The organism is Micromonospora echinofusca (genome assembly GCF_017614955.1).
Taxonomy (GTDB): Bacteria; Actinomycetota; Actinomycetes; order Mycobacteriales; family Micromonosporaceae; genus Micromonospora; species Micromonospora echinofusca_A.
In genome coordinates, this window is the sequence record NZ_WVUH01000036.1 from 1 (window position 1) to 18,101 (window position 18,101).

Genomic DNA, 18,101 nt, shown 5'->3' on the forward strand with positions numbered 1-18,101 from the left:
GACCGGGAAGACCTGCACGGCGACGTACACGATCGTCAACAGCTGGCAGGGCGGCTTCCAGGGTGAGGTCAAGGTGACCGCCGGGGCGCAGGCCCTCAACGGCTGGACGGTGACCTGGACGTACGCCAACGGCCAGACCGTGAGCCAGTCCTGGAGCGCCAACCTGACCAGCAGCGGGGCCAACGTGACCGCGCGCAACGTGGACTACAACGCCGTCGTGGGCGCCGGCGCGAGCACCAGCTTCGGGTTCATCGCGAGCTGGAACGGCACCAACGCGGTCCCGGCGGCGACCTGCACCGCGAGCTGACCGTCCGCACCACCACGTCATGGCCGGGCCCGTCTCCGGACGGGCCCGGCCCCTGCGGACTGAAAGATCTATTGCGGACCGACGGCACCCGTCAGACCGCCCTGAGCTGCGCTTTCGTGCGACCCGGTCGGTGTCGGTCCGGTCCGGGGTGGCCCCCGGGTGGGTACCTCGGACAGAATCGATCCGCCTGATGCCGCCCGCCCGGGGACAGCGCACCGGACACCGGACCGTCGACCCGGGCGATGACGACCTGACCGGAGGACACCATGAAGGTGTGGCGTTGCGAGCAGTGCGGCTTCGAGTACGACGAGGCCAAGGGCTGGCCGGAGGAGGACATCGCCCCCGGCACCCGCTGGGAGGACATCCCCGACGACTGGTACTGCCCGGACTGCGGGGCGGCCAAGGCCGACTTCAGCATGGTCGAAGTGACCCCGGCCTGAGCCGTGACCGCACCGGAGCGGGTCGTGGTGGTCGGCGCCGGCATCGCCGGGGTCAGCGCCGTGACCGGGATGCGGGCCGCCGGGTTCGCCGGTGAGATCGTCCTGGTCGGGGCCGAGGAGGGGCTGCCCTACCGCCGGCCACCACTGAGCAAGGAACTGCTCCGTGGCGAGAAGACCCTCGACCAGCTCGCCATCAGACCCGCCGGCTGGTACGCCGACCAGCAGGTCGAGCTGCTCCCCGGCACTCCGGCCGCCGCCGTCGACCCGGCCGCCCGGCAGGTCACCCTCGCCGACGGCCGGACCCTGGCGTACGACCGGCTGGTGCTGGCCACCGGCGGACGGGCCCGGCGGATCGGCCCGGACTCCCCGCGCATCCACACCCTGCGCGCCGCCACCGACGTACCCGACCTGCACGCGGCGCTGGCCCGCGCGGACCGGCTGGTCGTCGTCGGCGCCGGCCTGGTCGGCTCGGAGATCGCCGCGAGCGCCCGGTCGATGGGCTGCGAGGTGACCCTGCTGGAGACCGCCGCCCGGCCGCTGCCCAGGCTGCTCCCACCCGACCTCGGCCGGATGTACGCCGACCTGCACGCCGCCCACGGCACCGAACTCTGCACCGGGGTCCGCATCGTCGACCTCGTCGACAAGGGGGACCGGGTCGTGGTCACCGCCGCCGACGGGCGCTCCTGGTCCGCGCCGGTGGTGGTGGTCGCCGTCGGCATGCAGCCCAACGCCGAGCTGGCCTTCGCCGCCGGGCTGCTGGTCGACGACGGCATCTGCGTCGACGGGGCGGGCCGCACCGCCGACCCGGCGATCTACGCCGCCGGTGACGTGGCGAACCGCCCCGAGCCGGTGCTCGGCGGGCGCTGCCGGATCGAACACTGGCAGGGCGCGCAGAACCACGGCACCACGGTGGGGCGGGCGGTCGCCGGGGAGGCGGTCGACTTCGCCGAGGTGCCCTGGTGCTGGTCCGACCAGTACGGCCACAACCTCCAGGTCACCGGCTGGCCCGAGGCCGCCGACCGGTGTGTGCTGCGGGGTGACCCCGCCGACCGGCGGTTCACCGCGTTCCTCACCCGCGCCGACCAACTCGTCGGCGCGGTGACCATGGGCCGCCCGGCCGACATCCGGGCCGCCCGTACCCTGATCGGCGACCGGGCCCGGGTACGCGCCGACGCGCTCGCCGACGACGCGGTCGCGGTGGCCGACTGCCGGATCGGGTGATCAGCCTGACGTCGACGTCAGCGTGCTCCCAGGCACTTCCCAGCCACAACGGTTAGGGTGCGCAGAGTAGCGTCCGGCTCCGCCCCGGAGAGCCGGTGCGATTCCCCCGGGGGTACCACGGCATGGTCTTCAAGAAGATGTTGAGCGCGTTCGGAGTCGGCGGACCCAGTGTGGACACCGTCCTGACCAACCCCGACACCCGGCCGGGTCTGAGCCTGGACGGCCAGGTCAACCTGCGCGGTGGCGATGCTGCGGCGAACATCGAGCAGATCAGCGTCAGCCTGGTCACCCGGGTCGAGATCGAGGGCGGGGACACCGAGTACGCCGGCATCATGGAGTTCCACCGGATGCCGGTCAGCGGCCCGTTCCCGCTCGCCCCCGGCCAGGAACTGGCCATCCCGTTCCAGCTCCCGGTGCCCTGGGAGACCCCGATCACCGACGTGTACGGCCAGCGCCTGCACGGCATGACGATGGGGCTGCGGACCGAGGTGGCGGTGGCGCGGGCGGTCGACAAGAGCGACCTGGACCAGGTGTCCGTGCACCCGCTGCCGGTACACGAGCGCATCCTGGCGGCGTTCTCGCAGCTCGGCTTCCGGTTCCACAGTGCCGACCTGGAACGCGGGCACATCTACGGGGTGCAGCAGACCCTGCCGTTCTACCAGGAGATCGAGTACTACGCCGCGCCGCAGTACGCGCAGACCATCAACCAGGTGGAGCTGACCTTCGTCACCAACCAGCGTGGCGTCGACGTCATCCTGGAGTGCGACAAGCGCGGCGGGCTGTTCACCCCGGGGCAGGACACCTTCGGCCGGTACACCGTGGCGCACACCGACGCGGACCGACTGGACTGGACCCAGGTGGTCGACGGCTGGCTGCGGGAGACAACCTCCCGGTACGGCAGTCACGGCGGCCACGGCTTCGCCGGTCACCACGGCGGCCACGGTCGGGGGCACGGCATGGGCGGGATGGCCGCCGGCGCGGCGCTCGGGGTGGCCGGTGGGCTCGTTGCCGGGGAGCTGATCGAGGATGCGTTCGAGGGTGACTTCGGCGACGACTTCGAGGAGTAGTCGACCTGGCAGCACGGCACGGTGGCCTGCGGGGATCGATCCCCACAGGCCACCGGACGTCGCTACGTCCTGACGCCGTTCCCGGTGGTCAGCGACGGGTGGCCCGCTCCTCACCACTACGGAAGGCGCTACCGGCCTTGGCCAGTCCCCGGCTGCCCAGGTAACCGATGGTCAGCAGGGTGATGAAGAACCACGCCTGCGGGGCACGGAAGATGTCCACCCCGACCGAGTTCTGCCCGACGAGCTGCGATGCCGCCAGAACACCGACCACCGCGGCGATGTAGATCCAGAACTCGGTGGTCCGGAGCGCGTTCTTGGTCTCGGTACCCGGGGCCCGCATCGGCGGCTCCCGGTACCCGTCGTGCTGCACCGCCGGCATCGGCCGGGTCGGCGCCTCCTGGATGGTCCGGTTCATCGGTCGTGCGGATGCGGCCTGCGTGCTCATCTGTCCTCCTTCAGGATTCGATGAGTCGTACTGCTTGGCCCTGCCCCGCTCCCGCGTTCCGGTCGCGGTGCGGCATGTGCCGGCGGGACCACGCCCTGGCTACCCGTTGCCCCGACCGGGAAACCGCCGGCGGTCGACCCGATGTCACGACTCTCCGGTGCCCGGTGCCCGGTGCCCGGTGCCCGGTGCCGTGGCTCGGGGGCGCGGGGGGCGCGGGTCCGCCCGCCTCGCCGGGGTGCGGCGTGACTGCCGGCCGGTGGCTGCCGGCGTGGCGTTTAGTCCCGGTGATCGCGGGCAGGCTCGGACGTACCGACACTTTGTGAGGTGGTGGACGTGCGCGAGGACGACGTGACCAGGGAAGCCGCGCGGCGGGCCGAGCAGCGGATCGCCGGTGGCCACTACGGCCCCGGCGCACTCGACGAGGTGACCGTGCCGCAGACCGACGAGCGGCGCGTACTCCAGGAGACCGACGTCGACGACCCGGCGGACGTGGACATCGACCCGGAGGTGCTGCGGGACGGCGGCCCGACCCGGGGCCAGGGAGCGGTCACCACCACCGGTGGTACGGCCGGTCCGGCGAGTGTCCGGCGGATCGCCCGGTCCCCGGAGAAGCACCCGGAGGTCGCGCCGACCACCACCGGGGACGCCACCACCGGTGGCATGAGCACCCCGGCCCGGGGGTCGACCAGCGACCAGTCCAGCGAGGCCAGTCAGGTCGGCAACTTCACCGACCGCTGACCGGCCCCGCCGGAGGCGACCCGGGGAAGGGGTGTTAACAAGGGGCCCTTCCTCTACCGAAAACGTTAATAGGGGGCCCTTCCTTTCATGTGGTGGGGCGGAGGATGCCGAGGCGTTGGGTGGCCCGGGTCAGCGCCACGTAGAGGTCGCTGTGCCCGCGCGGGGACTCGGCGACGATCCGGTCCGGGTCCACGACGATCACCGAGTCGAACTCCAGCCCCTTGGCCTGCGGCACGGTGAGCACCACCACCCGGCTCTCCAGTTCGGGGTGCTCACCGACCGCCGCCTCGGGCAGCTCGGCGCTGATCGCGGTACCCAGCTCGGTGACCCGCCCGGCCGGGACGATCACCCCGAGCCGACCGTCGCCCACCGTGTCCGCCTCGGCGACGGCGGCGGCGACGAGTTCCCCGGCGAGTGCCGCCGGTGCCACCCGCCGGTCCCACGGCGGCACGCCGGTCTCGCGTACCGAGCGGGGTGGGCGTAGCGCCGGGTCGATGGCGGCCAGCACCCCGGCTGCGACGGCCATGATCTCGGCCGGCGTCCGGTAGCTGACGGTCAGCTCCTCCAGCCGCCAGCGCTGCGCCACGTACGGCTCCAGCACCTCGTCCCAGGAGGCCGTACCGGACAGCGCACCGGTCTGGGCGACGTCGCCGACGATGGTCATCGACCGGCTGGGACAGCGGCGCATCAGAACCCGCCAGGCCATCGGGGAGAGTTCCTGCGCCTCGTCGACGATGATGTGGCCGAACGCCCAGTTCCGGTCGGCGGCGGCCCGCTGGGCGGTGGTGAGCCGTTCCCCGGTCTCCTGCCGCTCGCCCAGCCGGTCGGCGTCGAGCAGGTCGGTGACGCTGAGGATCTCGCCCTCCGGCTCGTCCTCCAGGTCGATCGACCGGGAGCCCTGGGCGATCTCCAGCACCCCCTCGGCGTACTCCCGCTGGGCGAGCTGCGCCCGACGGGCCCGTTCGGCGCGGGCCGCGATCTCCCGGCCGTCCTCACCGAGCTGCTCCGCCGCCTCGTCCAGCAGCGGTACGTCCGCCGGGGACCAGCCACCCGGCTGCCGGTGCAGCAGGGCCCGCTCGGCGTCGGTGAGCTGCGGGGCGGCGGTGGCGATCCGGTCCGGGTCGGCGTAGAGGTCGGCGAGCAGCTGCTGCGGGGTGAGGACCGGCCAGAGTCCGTCCAGGGTGGCCCGGACCTCCGGTTCGGCGGCCAGTTCCCGACGGATCTCGGCGAGGTCCGCCTCGTCCAGCAGGTTCTCCCCGCCGAGCGGGTCGGCGCCGATCCGCTCGGCCACCTGGGCGGTGAGGGCGTGCACGACCTCGATGTCGAAGACCGCCCGGGCCAGGTTGTGCGGTTTGCCGGTCCGGCGGGCCCGGTCCCGGGCGGCCGCCACGGTGTCCGGAGTGAGCGCGAGGACGTACTGGTCGACCTCGACGTCGAGCCCGTCGTCGGGGACCTCCTGCCGGTCGGCGATGGCGGCGGCGATCACCTCGGTCATCAGCAGCCGCCCCTTGACCGCGGCGGCCTCCGCCGGCTCGGCGGCGTCGGCGACCACGCCGGGGAAGAGCTCCCCCTGGGTACGCAGCAGCACCCCGGTCTCGGCGAGGGTGGGCAGTACCTGGGAGATGTAGCGCAGGAAGGTGGCGTTCGGCCCGACGAGCAGGACGCCCCGGGTGGAGAGTTCCCGCCGGTGGGTGTAGAGCAGGTACGCGGCCCGGTGCAGCGCGACCGCCGTCTTGCCGGTGCCCGGGCCACCCTGGACGACCAGGACGCCGCCCAGTTCGGAGCGGATCACCCGGTCCTGTTCGGCCTGGATGGTCTCCACGATGTCGCCCATCCGCCCGGTGCGGCTGGCGTTCATCGCGGCCAGCAGGGCCGCCTCGCCGGTCAGCCCCTCGTGTGCGGTGGGGGAGGCGCTCGCCAGGTCGAGGACCTCGTCGTTGAGGGCGACCACCTTCCGGTGCCGGGTCCGCAGGTGCCGTCGGCGGCGTACGCCCTGCGGGGACGCGGCGGTGGCCAGGTAGAACGGACGCGCGGCCGGGGCCCGCCAGTCCATCAGCAGCGGTTCGTGCCCGCCCGACGGCTCGAAGATGCCGATCCGGCCGATGTACTGGCGGGTTCCGTCGGTGAGGTCCAGCCGGCCGAAGCAGAGGCCGTTCTCGACGGCGGAGTACTGGTCGACCTGCTCGGCGTACATGCCGACGGCGCTGTCCCGTTGGGAGCGCGCCTGGTAGGTGCCGCCGGTCGCCCGTAACTCTGCGGCCAGCCGGGCGGCGGCCTGCTCGCGCAGGTCGTCCAGCCGGTCGTAGAGCATGGAGACGTACTCCTGCTCGGGGCCGATCTCGTCGTCGGCCGACCCGGGTCGTGGGTCAGCGGGGGCGCCGGAGTGGCTTGACAAACTATCTCCCGTAAGCTAGACTGGGCGCGCTAGCCGCATTCTCATGCGGCTATTTTTGTGCCTGAACTGTCGAAGATAGCGCCTTCCGGTCTACCGGCCAACGGCGACCCGGGACATGGTCGAGGGGTGCGCACCAGATGGTGCGCACCCCTCGTTCGTGCGGTGACGCGTCCCCTGCGAGGCACGCGGCCGTTGCGGGCCCCGGGTCAGCCCCGGGCCACCTCGTACAACCGCTCCGGGGTGACCGCGCCGGCCAGCAGCCGACCGTCGTCGGTGATCAGAACGCTGAACAACCGGCTGGTCAACAGCCGACCGCTGCCCCAGTCCCCACTGACCCTGGTCAGCCCGCTCAGCAGACCGGCGATCTGGTCGGCGGCGGCCTTCTCCTCGGTGGTCCCGCCGGCCGCCTTCTCCCCGGCCTTCTTGCCGACCTCGCCGAGCGGGTCGCCCTGGGCGACGACGACGGTGGTCCAACCGGTGCCGACCGTCTTCGGCCCGCCGTCCGGCGTCGCCCCCGGCTTCCGCTCCGGCCCGGCACCCTTCTCCGAGCCCTTCTCCGAACCCTTTTCCGAGCCCTCGACGATCTTCACACCGGGCGGCGGGTTGAACCGGAACTGGGCCGCGTCCGGGCGCCGGAAGTCGACCTGGGTGAAGGCCACCTCGAAGGCCGCCCGGTCGGCACCGGTGGCGAACACCTCGAAGCGCAGCGGGATGTGCTCGGTGGCGTCGATCGCGATGCGGATCTGGGCGACCAGCGACCGGTCGTCCCGGGGGTCGAGGACCAGTTCGTACGCGTCCCGGCCGGCCACCGTCGCCGACCGGCCCACGCTCACCTCGGTGCTCGGGTCGATCGCGGCCAGCGCCAAATCGGCAGCCTGCTGCGGGGTGGCCGGCAACTCGCTCGGCGCCGCCTTCGTCCCGTTCTCCGTCGACAGGGTGTGGTGGACCGCCTCGTTGGTACGGCTGCTCCACGCCCAGACGTCCCGGCCGTCCCGGATCAGGTCGCTCTGACCGAGGGTGCCGATCAGGGCGATCCGCTGCCGGTCCGGCCCGGAGTACCAGACCCGGAGCGTGTTGGTGCCGTCCACCAGGGCGCCCAGGTCACCGGCGGCGGCCCCGGCGAGTCCGGCCACGGCGGGCAGCCCCAGGTCGGCGCGCTGGACCACGGTGCCGGAGAGCCCCTCCAGGCGGGACGTCTGCAGGTCCACCAGGAGTTGGGCTGCGGTACGCGGCGGCAGGCTCGGCTCCGCCTCGGCGGCGAACGTACCGATGGCCGCGCCGCCACCGATGACCACAGCGACCGCGGTGACCGGTATCGCCCAGCGCAGGGTGGGTCGGGTGAGGATTGACATGCTGTACACCTCCTGATGACATCCTGCGCCGGTTGCCCTGTGAGCGCGCTGAGAGGACCTGTGGGTCCGTTCAGCCGGGTGGCACGCTTGTGGGGTGCGGTTGCTGGTGGTGGAGGACGAGACCCGGTTGGCGGGTGCCCTGCAACGCGGCCTACAGGCCGAGGGGTTCGCGGTGGACATCGCCCCGACCGGGCCACAGGGTCTGGACGCGGCCCGGCACGGCGGGTACGACGCGATGATCCTGGACGTGATGCTGCCCGGGCTCTCCGGCTACGAGGTGGTCCGCCGGCTGCGCGCCGAGGAGCACTGGTTACCGGTGCTGATGCTCTCCGCCAAGGACGGCGAGTACGACCAGGCCGACGGGCTCGACTGCGGGGCCGACGACTACCTGACCAAACCCTTCTCGTACGTGGTGCTGCTGGCCCGGCTCCGGGCCCTGCTGCGCCGGGGCGCTCCGGAACGACCCGCCGTTCTGACCGCCGGTGACCTCACCCTCGACCCGGCCCGCCGGCTGGTCACCCGCGCCGGTGCGGAGATCACCCTGACCGCCCGGGAGTACGCCCTGCTGAACTACCTGATCCGTCGCCCCGGCGAGGTGATCTCCAAGACCGAGCTGCTGGACCACGTCTGGGACGCCAGCCTGGAGACCGGCCCGAACGTGGTCGAGGTGTACGTCGGCTACCTGCGCCGCAAGATCGGCCGGGACCGGCTGGAGACGGTCCGCGGTGCCGGCTACCGCCTCACCCCGTGAAAGGAAGGGCCCCTTCCTATCGTTTCCGGTATAGGAAGGGCCCCCTGTTAACAGTCGGCCTGCGCGCCCGGCTCATCGTGCTCGGCGTACTCGGGCTCGTCGCCGGTCTGGCGCTCGGCGGGCTGGTCGTGCTCGGCGTACTCAGCCACACCCTGCAACGAAGCGTGGACACCGAGGCGTTCCACGCGGCGGACGCGGTGGCCCGGCTCGTCGACTCCGACGCCGTACCCGACCCGCTCCCGGTGGCCGGCGGGCAGGTCCGGGTACAGGTGGTCGACGGTGCGGGTCGGGTCCGGGCTGCCTCGATCGACGCCGACCGGCTGGTACCGATGCTGTACCCCGGCGAGCTGACCGGCGCGGACCGGTACCGGACCATGGTGCCCGGCGGGCGGCTCGGCATGGCCGACCCGGTCCGGGCGGTGGCGGTGACCGCCGGTCCGCCGGACGACCGGGTCACCGTGCTCGTCGCCCGGTCCATGGCGGACGTCCGGCACAGCGTCGCCGTGGTCCGCACCATCCTGCTGATCGCCTTTCCGCTGCTGGTGGCCGGGCTGGCGGCGGTGGCCTGGCGGGTGGTCGGCGCGACCCTGCGTCCGGTGGAGGCGCTGCGTACCGGTGCCGAGGAGATCGCCCGCAGCGCCGGCGACCCGACCGGCCGACGCGCGGCAGACGGGCCGGGGGACGGGCCGGGGGACGGCGCCACCGGCACCGGTCGGCTGCCGGTCCCTGCTTCCCACGACGAGATCCACCGCCTGGCGGTCACCCTCAACGGCATGCTGGACCGGTTGGCGGCGGCCCGCGCCCGGCAACGTGCCTTCATCGCCGACGCCGCGCACGAGCTGCGTAGCCCGTTGACCAACATGCGGACCGAACTGGAGGTCGCCCGGCGGCTCGGGGACCGGACCGACTGGCCGGCCGTCGCCGACGACCTGCTGGCCGACACCGAACGGCTGAGCCGGCTGGTGAACGACCTGCTCCTGCTGGCCCGCCTGGACGACGCCGGCTCCCGCCCGTTCGTCGACCCGGCCCCGGTCGACCTGGCCGAGCTGGTCGCCGCCGTGGCGGCCCGGTATCCGTCGCCCCCGGTGCGGGTACGCGTGCCGGACCATCCGGTGTGGACGGTCGGTGCGCCGGACGAGCTGGTCCGGATCGTGGCGAACCTGCTGGACAACGCGGTCCGGCACGCGGCCGGGCAGGTCCGGGTGACCGTCGAGCCTGCGGCTCCCGGGTACGCGGCGACGAGCGGTGAACCGGTCCGGTCCGGTGGAGCCGTGGGCTCGGGTGGAGCTGCGGGGTCCGGTGGGCGTGACCCGGGTGGGCGTGGCACGCCCGCCGGGCGGGTGGCGACGCATCTGATCACGGTCTCCGACGACGGTCCGGGCATCCCGGCGCCGGACCGGGCGCGGGTGTTCGACCGGTTCACCCGGCTCGACGACGCCCGGGCCCGGGACGCCGGTGGCACCGGCCTCGGCCTGGCGATCGTGCGGGACCTGGTGCACCGGCACGGAGGTACCGTCGACCTCGCCGACGCCGACGCCGACGCCGACGCCGACGCCGACGCCCGCACGGACGGCGCCCCCGACGCCGACGCCGACGCTCGTGCGGATGCGGATGCGGATGCCGATGCCGATACGGCCGCCCGCACGGCCGCCGGTATGGACGCCGTCCCCGGCGCCGGACGTGGTGCCGGACGTGGTGCCGGACGTGGTGCGGGCGCGGCGGGGCCGGGGCTCCGGGTGACGGTACGGCTGCCGGCAGCCCGCGAACCGCTCGGCTGATCCCGGCCGGGGTCAGCGACGCCGGGTGGTGCAGACCGCTCTGGCCCGGCCGACGGTGTCCACGGAGTAGACCACCGCGACGGTGAAGCAGTAGTCGGTGGTGCGGTCCAGGCCGTGCACGACGTACCGGCCGGAGCCCGCCGGTAACTCCTCGAAGGCGCGGGGCTGCTGACCGGACCGACCGCCGGAGATGACCACCGGCCCCTCCGCGCCCCGGGGATAGGTCCAGGTGAGGGTGATGCTGTCCCGGTTGTCGCGGAGCCGTACCGAGGTCGGCGGGGTGCCGGGGGAGGCCGGTGCGGGCCCGGGTGCGGCGTTGGCGGTGGCGGCCCGGGTCGCCGTCGGTGGGCCCGGAGTGCCCGACGGGCCGGCCGGCGGTACCGGGTCGTCGACGCTCGCCACCCCGGCGACCACGGCCGCCGTACCGAGCAGCACCACGACCACTCCGCCGACCACCAGCGGCACCCGGCGGCGTGACCCGGCCGGCGGGGCCACCCGGACCGGTAGCCGGTTGCCGCGCCGGGCCGGCAGGTGCCGGTTCCTCGGGATCCCGGCAAGATCGGAGCCGGGCGCGTTGTGCGCCGACCCGCCCCGGGTGAGTTCGGGCACCGCCGGTGGCAGGGGCGGCTGGTACGCCGGGTCCGGGCCGTCGGTCGGGTACCCGGGCGCGGTCGGGTCGCTCCGGTACGCCGGACCCGGTTCCTCCGGCGGCCACCACGGGCCGTCGTCGACACCGTCGTCGAGGTGCGGGTACCCGCCAGCGGCGCCCGGCTCCTCGGGGGAGTGCCGGGGGGCCGGCACCGACGGTGGGACGTCGTACGGGTCAGGGGCGCTGTCGTACGGCTGCCGGGTCGACGCCGGGTCGACGTCGTACCGCTCGTGGAACGCCCCGGGGTCGCTCGGGGTACGGGCGGCGGGTACCACCGGCTGCTCCCGGTGCGGTGGTGCGGACGGGGTGCCGTCGGCGCAGACGTGGTCCGGATTGGCTGCCGCCCGGGACAGGGCGGCGACCTGACCGGCGAGCGGGTCGTCCGCCGCCAGGTGCTGCCGGCACAGCTCCCGGGCCAGATCCAGGTGCTCGTGGGCGGCGGTGAAGAGGCCGCAGTCGCGTTCCATCGCCCCGAGCCGGGCGAGCATCTTGATCCCGGCGGGGTGGCCGTCGCCGTACACCTCGCGGTGCAGCTCCCACGCGTCGGCGAGCCGGTTGCGGGCCACCGTGCACTCACCCCGGGCGTACTCCACCGTGGCCAGGTCGGCGTGCGCGGCCAGCACCCGCAAGGATTCCGGCCCGTCGCTCGCGGTCAGCTCGATGACCACCTCGCGGTAGAGCCGGGCCGCCCGGGTGTGGCTGCCCACCCGGTGCAGGACGGCCGCGAGGGTGGCGGCGGCGGCCACGGTACGCGGGTCGGCCGGGCCGTGCAGCCGCGTGGTGGCGGAGTACGCGAACGCGGCCCAGCCCCGGGCGCCGTGCGCGTCGCCGAGCGCGAGCAGCACCCGGGCCTGTAGGCCGGCCGCCTCGGTCAGCTCCGCGGTGGCGTACGCCGGGCGCGGATCGGCGTCGGCCAGGGCGTCGGCGAGCAGTTCCTGCGCCGCGGCGAGGTCGCCGGTGGCCACGAGGTGGTGGGCCTGGACAGTGAGGTCACCGAAGCCGGAAGACACGCCTCATCGTGCTTGGCCGGCGACGTTCAGTACAAGACCCGGGCGGCGGCAGTTTGGTCATGAAGCCGTCCGATCGTCGGCCAGATGGTCCGCCAGGGTCTCGCTGATCCGGCGGAGCTGGTCGACCTGCGCGGGGCTCAGCGGGTCGAACAGGTGCCGGCGTACCCCCTCGACGTGGCCCGGGGCGGCGGCGGCCAGGGCGGCGAAGCCGGCGTCGGTGAGGATCGCGAGCTGGCCGCGCCGGTCGGTGGGGCACTCCTGGCGGCGGAGCCAACCGGCCTCCTCCAGCCGCGCCGCGGCATGCGAGAGCCGGCTCCGAGAGGAGCCGGTGACCTGGGCGAGGTCACTCATCCGCAGTTGGCGGTCGGGGGCCTCGGAGAGCCGGACCAGGATCTCGTAGTACGCGTGCGGCATGCCCGCGTCGCGTTGCAGCTCCCGGTCCAGGGTCTCCATCAGCGCCCGGGTGGCGGTCAGGAAGGCCCGCCAGGTCCGTTGTTCGTCTGCGTCCAGCCACCGGGTCATGACGGCCATCATAGTCGAGTTGGTTGAACGCTCAACAAAATCGGGCTACCGTTGGTCGCATGGGAATCCACCGGCTCAACCACGCCGTACTCTTCGTCAGCGACCTCGCCCGCAGCGTCGCGTTCTACCGCGACGTGCTCGGCTTCACCGTCATCCCGATGACGCCGGACGGCTTCACCGGGGCCGCGTTCCTCCAGGCGCCCGGCTCCACCAACGATCACGACCTCGGCCTGTTCGAGATGGGTGCCGCCGCCGGACCGCCGACGGCGGGCCGCAGCACGGTCGGCCTCTACCACCTGGCCTGGGAGGTCGACACTCTCGACGAACTCGCCGCCACCGCGCAGCGGCTGGCCGCCGCCGGGGCCCTGGCCGGCAGTTCCGACCACGGCACCACCAAGAGCCTCTACGCCCGCGACCCGGACGGGCTGGAGTTCGAGGTGGTCTGGCTGGTCCCCGCCGACCGGCTCGACCCGACGGCGCTGGCCGCCCGGAAGCGGATCGGCCGGCTCGACCTCGACCGGGAGCGTCAGCGTTACGGCGGCCAGACCCGGGGCGGGGTGGGGATCTCGGTGCCGGCCTGACCGGTCCGGCACCGACCTGCGGTACCGGCCGGCGGTGCCGGGGACTGCACTGGTAGAACCGGGACGTGTCCCACGATCCGATCGGCGCTGTCCACCGTCACCTGCTCACCCGTCAACTTGCCGGCTGGGCGCCGGCTGCCCTGGCCAGGTCCCGCCGGGCCACCGTCGTGCAGGCGTACGACGGACCGGACGGCGGGACGGCGGACGCCGCGGTCCGTGTGCTGGCCGGCACCCTCGACGTACCCCGGGGGGCCCGGCTCGCGGTGGTGGTGCTCGCCGCCGACCCCGACGACCTGGCGGCCCGGCTCGGCGCCGCCGAGGTGGGCCTCTCGGCCGATGTCGCCGTGCACCTCATTCCCGGCGGGGTACCCCGGTTGCCGGTCGCGCTGAAGGCCGCCGGTGCGGCCGGAGCCCCCGTGCTCGGCTACGTCGAGGTGACCTCCGGTCCGGTCCCCGGGGCGGAGATCCGGGCCGTGGTGGACGCCGGTCGACCGGCCGACATCCTGCTGGCCTACCGGCCGCCGGGGCATCCGGAGACCGACCGGACCGCCGAGCCGACGGCCGACCCGAAGCGCCCGACGGCCGAGCCGGTGGACCCCGGTCCCGGCTCGGTGCTCCGGTCGGCCGGACTGCCACTGGTCACCCAGGTGGGACTGGTGGTCGGCGGGGGCGAGGATGGCGACCCGGCCGGCACGACGACGCCGGACGCAGTGGTCTGCTACGGCACGACCTCGGAGAAGAACCTGTCGACGTTCAAGGACGCGCTGTGGACGCTGCCCACCCCGACGGGCGTACGCGTCCGGGACGCGGCCGGTCGTCTGCTGGACGTCGCCGCCCCGGACCGGGCCCTGCTCGGTGCCGAGCTGCTCGCCGGACTGCGCCGCACGGGGTCGGCCACGGTGAACGACCTGCGCCGGTTCACCCTCACCGGCACCGCCTACCGGGCGGTCGACGCGATCGAGGCGCTGACCGGGCTGATCGACGACGGGCTGGTCAGCCGCGATCCGGAGCATGGTCGCCTGGGGGGTGAGGTGGTGCTCCGCCCGGTCCGGTCCGGTCCAGCAGCTGACTGAACAGCAGCGACACCCCGGTGGCCAGCACGCCGACGCTGAACAGCATCTGGAGGCAGACGGCCATCCGGGCGAACTGGCCCTCGGCGTGCACGTCGCCGTACCCGATGGTGGTCACCGTGGCCAGTGCGAAGTAGAGCGCGTCGACCTTCGTGGTCACTCCGGTGAACTGGTGCGGATAGCTGACCGCGATCACGTAGTCGGCCAACGCGAAGGCGAAGATCCCGGCCACCAGGGCGACGGCCAGCCGGACCAGGGTGGCCTCGCCCCGGGCCACCCCGGTGATCTCCCGGCGGACCCGGCCGATGATCAGCCAGGAGACCACCAGTACGACCAGCGTACTGAGGGCGCTGCGCCAGACCAGGTGCCCACCGGACACCCCGGGTTCCACCGGGACCAGGAAGTACAGGACGGCGATCAGTCCGATCGCGACCAGCGTCCGGATCCGCTGTGACCGGTACGGGTGTGACCGGTGCGGGTGTGCCGAGGTCATGCGGCGATTGTCCGCCTTGTCCGTCGTGGGCCCGGGGAAACCGGGAAACCGGTGCCGGTTCGGCGGGACGGGTGGGGCGCCCGGAACTGGCGGGCCGACACGGATCTGACCGGGCCGACACGGAGCCGGCGGGGTACCGACAGCGCTGTCGGTACCCCGCCGGCTCCGTCCGGGGGTCAGGCCCGGGACTTGTCCTGCTTCCAGGAGAGCGGACCGGGCAGGTCCACCCGGTGCGCCTTCGCCCGGGAGTTCCAGGACCAGCGACCGATCTTGATGCTCCAGGAGGAGAAACCGTTCTCGGTGAAGTTCAGGATGATCGGCCCGTACTTCTTGCGCTTACGGAACATCAGGCCCATGGCTCGTGCTCCCTTCGTTCTGCTCTGCGGGGGTCGACCGGTACATGCCCAGACGCACCGTTCGGCAAACCGGACGTGATCTTCAGCAGGGGTGGTCCGGGTGGTGGTGACCCGGGCGGCAGTGGCCGGTGGGCCGGTCGACCGCGCCCCCGGGCCCGTTGACCGCAGTTCCCGGGTCCGTTGACCGGCCGATCAGATCAGTCGAAGCGGCAAGACCTATTTAATAGATAGGATTTATGCACCGGAATCCACTGTCAGAGAAGGGTGAACCGACATGTCGGTGCTGTTGATCTCACCTGTTGGGCGACCGTTGACGGGAGGCGGCCGGCGCCGGCAGCATGGGCCCATGCGACGGCGAGCCGAGTTCCTCCTCACCGCTCGCGTGCACGTCGACCTGGTCCGGCACGCCAGCGCGCTCTGTTGAGCTGACCGCAGCACCGACCCGCCGGTCTCCTGTCCCGCTGTTCCAAGGCGGGGCCGGCTCGACCCCGCGTCCCCTTCCTCGGTACCAGCTCCGCCCGTCTTCCGCCTCCCGGCTCCCCGTTGTCTGCCTCCCGGCTCCACGTCTTCCGCTTTCCGGCCCGTTCGACGTCGGGCAGCACGCCGCTGCCCCGCCCGGTCCGGCGCGGCGACCATCCCTCCTGAGAGGACCCCGATGACCCGTACCCTGCGCCTCAACGCCTCCCTGCTGGGCGTCGGCCACCACGAGGTCGCCTGGCGGCACCCTGGTACCGGCCCGCGCCGGACCACCGCCCTGGGCCACTTCGTCGAACTGGCCCGCACGGCCGAACGGGGCGCCCTGGACTCGCTTCTCCTGCCCGACCTGCTCTCCGTCGGGCCTGACACCAGGCACCGCGTCCCACCGCTCTTCGAGCCGCTGACCCTGCTCGCCGCGCTCGCCACGGTCACCGAGCACATCGGCCTGATCGCCACCGTCTCCACCACCTGGCACGAACCGTTCCACGTCGCCCGCCAGCTCGCCTCCCTCGACCACCTCAGCGCGGGCCGGGCCGGCTGGAACGTCGTCGCCTCCGGCCCGGACCGGGAGGCGGCGAACTTCAACCGCGAGCATCAACCCGGCCGCCCCGACCGGTACCGGCGCGCCGCCGAGTTCGTCGACGTCGCCGTGCAGCTCTGGGACAGCTGGGAGGACGACGCCCTGATCCTGGACGCACGTGCCGGTGTGGCCGTCGACACCGACCGGGTACACGAGATCGACCACTGGGGTGCCGACTTCCAGGTCCGGGGACCACTCACCACCCCCCGGCCGCCGCAGGGCCGGCCGCTGCTGGTGCAGACCGACCCGTCAGCCGACGGGATCCGGTCCGCAGCCCGGTACGCCGAGGTGGTGGTCACCGTCGCGCACACCCTGGCCGAGGCCCAGGCGATCCACGGTGGACTGAAACGGCAGATCGCTGCGGCCGGCCGGAACCCGGACCTGGTATCCGTCCTGGCCGCCATCACACCGGTGCTCGGCGGTACGGAGGCCGAGGCGCGTACCCGGGCCGCCGAGCTGGCGACGCCGGTCGTGCCTCACCAGGGACCGAACCCGCTCGCCACGACCCTCGGGGTGGACCTGTTCGGCCTTCCGCCGGGCGGGGCGTCACCCGCGCGGGCCCGGGTCGTCGCGGGTACCCCGGAACAGATCGCCGACCAGATCGAGCTGTGGTTCACCCAGGGTGCCGCCGACGGGTTCGACATCGTGCCGCCGTACCTGCCCGACGGGCTCACCGACTTCGTCGACCAGGTGGTACCGATCCTGCGCGCCCGGGGTCTGGTCCGGACCGGGTACCCCGGCCGTACGCTGCGCGACCACTACGGACTGCCACGACCGGCGAACATCTTCACCGCCGCGCGCACACCGGCCCTGGTGACAGCGTGACCACCGTCGACAGCCCCGCCACACCGGACCTGCGCACCATCGACCCGGACCTGTTCCGGGCGGTCCTGCGCCGGCAGGCCGCGACCGTGACCGTGGTGACCGCCCCCGGTTCCGCACCGGTGCAGGGCCCACCGGTGCCACCGGTCGGGTTCACCGCCACGTCGTTCACCTCGGTCTCCCTCGACCCGCCGCTGGTGTCGTTCTGCCTCGACCGGTCGTCGTCGAGCTGGCCGACGGTACGGCGGGCCGGGTACCTGGCGGTGCACCTGCTCGCCGCCGACCAACAGGAGGTGGCCCGGAACTTCGCCACCAGCGGCATCGACCGGTTCGCCGGCTACCCGGACTGGCACCCCGGGCCGTACGACGTGCCGCTGCTGGACCGGGCCCTGGCCTGGCTGGTCTGCCGGACCGTCGACCGGGTACCCGCCGGTGACCACGCGCTCGTCATCGCGGAACCGCTGCTCGCCGGGGCGACCGGCGGCACCCTGCCGCTGCTCTATCACTCCGGGGCGTACGCGACGACTGCGGTCGGCGGTTCGTACGCGACGACCGGCTCGGCGGACGGGCCGGGCGGTCAGCCGGTCAGCGGGGTTCCCAGGCGTCCGGCTGGGTGGTGAGCTTGCGCACATGCGCCGGCAGCCGGCCGTTGAGCGCCTCGGCGAGACTCACCTCGTCCACCACCTGCCGGACCGCGGCCCGGACCGCGACCCACAGGCCGGGCAGGTGCTCGGCCGCCCCGTCGTACCGGGTCTCCTCCGGTCGCAGCCCGCGCACCCCGGCCAGCGGCCCCTCGACGGCGCGCAGGATCGCCCCGATGGTCACGTCACGGGGTGGCCGGGCCAGCGTGTAGCCACCCTCGGCGCCCCGTTGCGCGCGGACCAGACCGGCGCGGCGCAGATCGGCGAGAATGGCTTCGAGAAACTTGCGTGGCATGTCCTGTTCGCTGGCGATGGCCTGGGTGGACATCAACGACGGGTACGTGGCGGCGAGGCTCAACGCCGCCCGCACCGCATAGTCGCCCCGCGCGGAGATCTGCACCCGACC

At 73.4% G+C, this 18,101-nt stretch carries 19 protein-coding genes and 1 pseudogene; 12 read left to right on the forward strand and 8 right to left on the reverse strand.

Translation table 11 applies throughout. The features are described from left to right. The 4 genes from GSF22_RS06990 to GSF22_RS07005 all read left to right on the forward strand — a co-directional run. A partial coding sequence (locus GSF22_RS06990) for a cellulose binding domain-containing protein (protein ID WP_208812029.1) occupies positions 1-307 on the forward strand: 307 nt, incomplete at its 5' end. 266 nt (positions 308-573) lie between these two features. Next, a complete protein-coding gene (locus GSF22_RS06995) occupies positions 574-747 on the forward strand; it encodes a rubredoxin (protein ID WP_208812031.1) in 174 nt (57 codons plus the stop codon). A gap of 3 nt (positions 748-750) precedes the next feature. Beyond that, entirely contained in the window at positions 751-1,968 is a 1,218-nt protein-coding gene (locus tag GSF22_RS07000) for an NAD(P)/FAD-dependent oxidoreductase (protein ID WP_208812033.1), read from the forward strand. Between the two features lie 122 nt (positions 1,969-2,090). Beyond that, on the forward strand, positions 2,091-3,035 hold the full coding sequence (locus GSF22_RS07005; RefSeq protein ID WP_208812089.1) for a sporulation protein: 945 nt from the start codon (positions 2,091-2,093) through the stop codon (positions 3,033-3,035). Positions 3,036-3,123: 88 nt separating this feature from the next. Here the strand turns inward: GSF22_RS07005 and GSF22_RS07010 are convergent, their stop codons facing one another. Then, positions 3,124-3,480 (reverse strand): hypothetical protein, encoded by a 357-nt coding sequence (locus GSF22_RS07010; RefSeq protein WP_208812035.1) that lies wholly within the window; start codon positions 3,478-3,480, stop codon positions 3,124-3,126. Between the two features lie 333 nt (positions 3,481-3,813). On the opposite strand from GSF22_RS07010, the gene GSF22_RS07015 reads away from it, so the two are divergent. Beyond that, complete coding sequence (locus GSF22_RS07015; RefSeq protein ID WP_208812037.1) at positions 3,814-4,218, forward strand: hypothetical protein; 405 nt, start codon at positions 3,814-3,816, stop codon at positions 4,216-4,218. Positions 4,219-4,303: 85 nt separating this feature from the next. On the opposite strand, the gene GSF22_RS07020 is transcribed toward GSF22_RS07015, so the two are convergent. Further along, positions 4,304-6,613, reverse strand: a complete 2,310-nt coding sequence (locus tag GSF22_RS07020) for a HelD family protein (RefSeq protein ID WP_208812047.1) — start codon at positions 6,611-6,613, stop codon at positions 4,304-4,306. 206 nt (positions 6,614-6,819) lie between these two features. After that, positions 6,820-7,965, reverse strand: coding sequence for a LolA family protein (locus GSF22_RS07025; RefSeq protein WP_208812049.1), 1,146 nt, complete (start codon positions 7,963-7,965; stop codon positions 6,820-6,822). A 94-nt stretch (positions 7,966-8,059) separates the two neighbouring features. Between GSF22_RS07025 and GSF22_RS07030 the strand changes: the two genes are divergently transcribed. Together GSF22_RS07030 and GSF22_RS07035 are read left to right on the forward strand one after the other, a co-directional pair. Further along, positions 8,060-8,716, forward strand: a complete 657-nt coding sequence (locus tag GSF22_RS07030) for a response regulator transcription factor (RefSeq protein WP_208812051.1) — start codon at positions 8,060-8,062, stop codon at positions 8,714-8,716. A gap of 74 nt (positions 8,717-8,790) precedes the next feature. Continuing rightward, positions 8,791-10,251: pseudogene (locus GSF22_RS07035) on the forward strand (sensor histidine kinase); the annotation flags it as partial. Positions 10,252-10,506: 255 nt separating this feature from the next. Here the strand turns inward: GSF22_RS07035 and GSF22_RS07040 are convergent. Together GSF22_RS07040 and GSF22_RS07045 are read right to left on the reverse strand one after the other, a co-directional pair. Continuing rightward, complete coding sequence (locus GSF22_RS07040; RefSeq protein WP_208812053.1) at positions 10,507-12,153, reverse strand: tetratricopeptide repeat protein; 1,647 nt, start codon at positions 12,151-12,153, stop codon at positions 10,507-10,509. Between the two features lie 57 nt (positions 12,154-12,210). After that, positions 12,211-12,684, reverse strand: coding sequence for a MarR family winged helix-turn-helix transcriptional regulator (locus GSF22_RS07045; RefSeq protein ID WP_208812091.1), 474 nt, complete (start codon positions 12,682-12,684; stop codon positions 12,211-12,213). 50 nt (positions 12,685-12,734) lie between these two features. On the opposite strand from GSF22_RS07045, the gene GSF22_RS07050 reads away from it, so the two are divergent. Beyond that, positions 12,735-13,256: a VOC family protein gene (locus GSF22_RS07050; RefSeq protein ID WP_208812055.1), complete on the forward strand. Its 522-nt coding sequence runs from the start codon at positions 12,735-12,737 to the stop codon at positions 13,254-13,256. A gap of 65 nt (positions 13,257-13,321) precedes the next feature. Further along, entirely contained in the window at positions 13,322-14,329 is a 1,008-nt protein-coding gene (locus GSF22_RS07055; RefSeq protein WP_307803799.1) for a hypothetical protein, read from the forward strand. Here the strand turns inward: GSF22_RS07055 and GSF22_RS07060 are convergent. Both GSF22_RS07060 and GSF22_RS07065 read right to left on the reverse strand, forming a co-directional pair. Continuing rightward, positions 14,250-14,819, reverse strand: a complete 570-nt coding sequence (locus GSF22_RS07060; protein WP_208812056.1) for a potassium channel family protein — start codon at positions 14,817-14,819, stop codon at positions 14,250-14,252. The genes GSF22_RS07055 and GSF22_RS07060 overlap by 80 nt on opposite strands. Before the next feature lie 176 nt (positions 14,820-14,995). Then, positions 14,996-15,175, reverse strand: a complete 180-nt coding sequence (locus GSF22_RS07065; RefSeq protein ID WP_007075522.1) for a DUF4236 domain-containing protein — start codon at positions 15,173-15,175, stop codon at positions 14,996-14,998. Positions 15,176-15,521: 346 nt separating this feature from the next. On the opposite strand from GSF22_RS07065, the gene GSF22_RS35955 reads away from it, so the two are divergent. From GSF22_RS35955 to GSF22_RS07075, 3 genes are all read left to right on the forward strand, one after another. Continuing rightward, complete coding sequence (locus GSF22_RS35955) at positions 15,522-15,599, forward strand: putative leader peptide (protein ID WP_368856897.1); 78 nt, start codon at positions 15,522-15,524, stop codon at positions 15,597-15,599. A gap of 231 nt (positions 15,600-15,830) precedes the next feature. Then, positions 15,831-17,057, forward strand: a complete 1,227-nt coding sequence (locus tag GSF22_RS07070) for an NtaA/DmoA family FMN-dependent monooxygenase (RefSeq protein WP_208812057.1) — start codon at positions 15,831-15,833, stop codon at positions 17,055-17,057. Beyond that, positions 17,054-17,674, forward strand: coding sequence for a flavin reductase family protein (locus GSF22_RS07075; RefSeq protein WP_208812058.1), 621 nt, complete (start codon positions 17,054-17,056; stop codon positions 17,672-17,674). Before GSF22_RS07070 ends, GSF22_RS07075 begins: the two co-directional genes overlap by 4 nt. Here GSF22_RS07075 and GSF22_RS07080 read toward each other — a convergent pair. After that, positions 17,640-18,095, reverse strand: coding sequence for an RrF2 family transcriptional regulator (locus GSF22_RS07080; protein ID WP_208812060.1), 456 nt, complete (start codon positions 18,093-18,095; stop codon positions 17,640-17,642). The two genes, GSF22_RS07075 and GSF22_RS07080, sit on opposite strands and share 35 nt — an antisense overlap. Positions 18,096-18,101 lie beyond the last annotated feature (6 nt).

Excerpts from the sequence above, each read along its gene's own strand:
- GSF22_RS06995 (WP_208812031.1), top strand. The coding sequence starts at position 574 with ATGAAGGTGTGGCGTTGCGAGCAGTGCGGCTTCGAGTACGACGAGGCC.
- GSF22_RS07005 (WP_208812089.1), top strand. The coding sequence starts at position 2,091 with ATGGTCTTCAAGAAGATGTTGAGCGCGTTCGGAGTCGGCGGACCCAGT.
- GSF22_RS07010 (WP_208812035.1), bottom strand. The coding sequence starts at position 3,480 with ATGAGCACGCAGGCCGCATCCGCACGACCGATGAACCGGACCATCCAG.
- GSF22_RS07025 (WP_208812049.1), bottom strand. The coding sequence starts at position 7,965 with ATGTCAATCCTCACCCGACCCACCCTGCGCTGGGCGATACCGGTCACC.
- GSF22_RS07045 (WP_208812091.1), bottom strand. The coding sequence starts at position 12,684 with ATGGCCGTCATGACCCGGTGGCTGGACGCAGACGAACAACGGACCTGG.
- GSF22_RS07050 (WP_208812055.1), top strand. The coding sequence starts at position 12,735 with ATGGGAATCCACCGGCTCAACCACGCCGTACTCTTCGTCAGCGACCTC.
- GSF22_RS07060 (WP_208812056.1), bottom strand. The coding sequence starts at position 14,819 with ATGACCTCGGCACACCCGCACCGGTCACACCCGTACCGGTCACAGCGG.
- GSF22_RS07065 (WP_007075522.1), bottom strand. The coding sequence starts at position 15,175 with ATGGGCCTGATGTTCCGTAAGCGCAAGAAGTACGGGCCGATCATCCTG.
- GSF22_RS35955 (WP_368856897.1), top strand. The coding sequence starts at position 15,522 with ATGCGACGGCGAGCCGAGTTCCTCCTCACCGCTCGCGTGCACGTCGAC.
- GSF22_RS07070 (WP_208812057.1), top strand. The coding sequence starts at position 15,831 with ATGACCCGTACCCTGCGCCTCAACGCCTCCCTGCTGGGCGTCGGCCAC.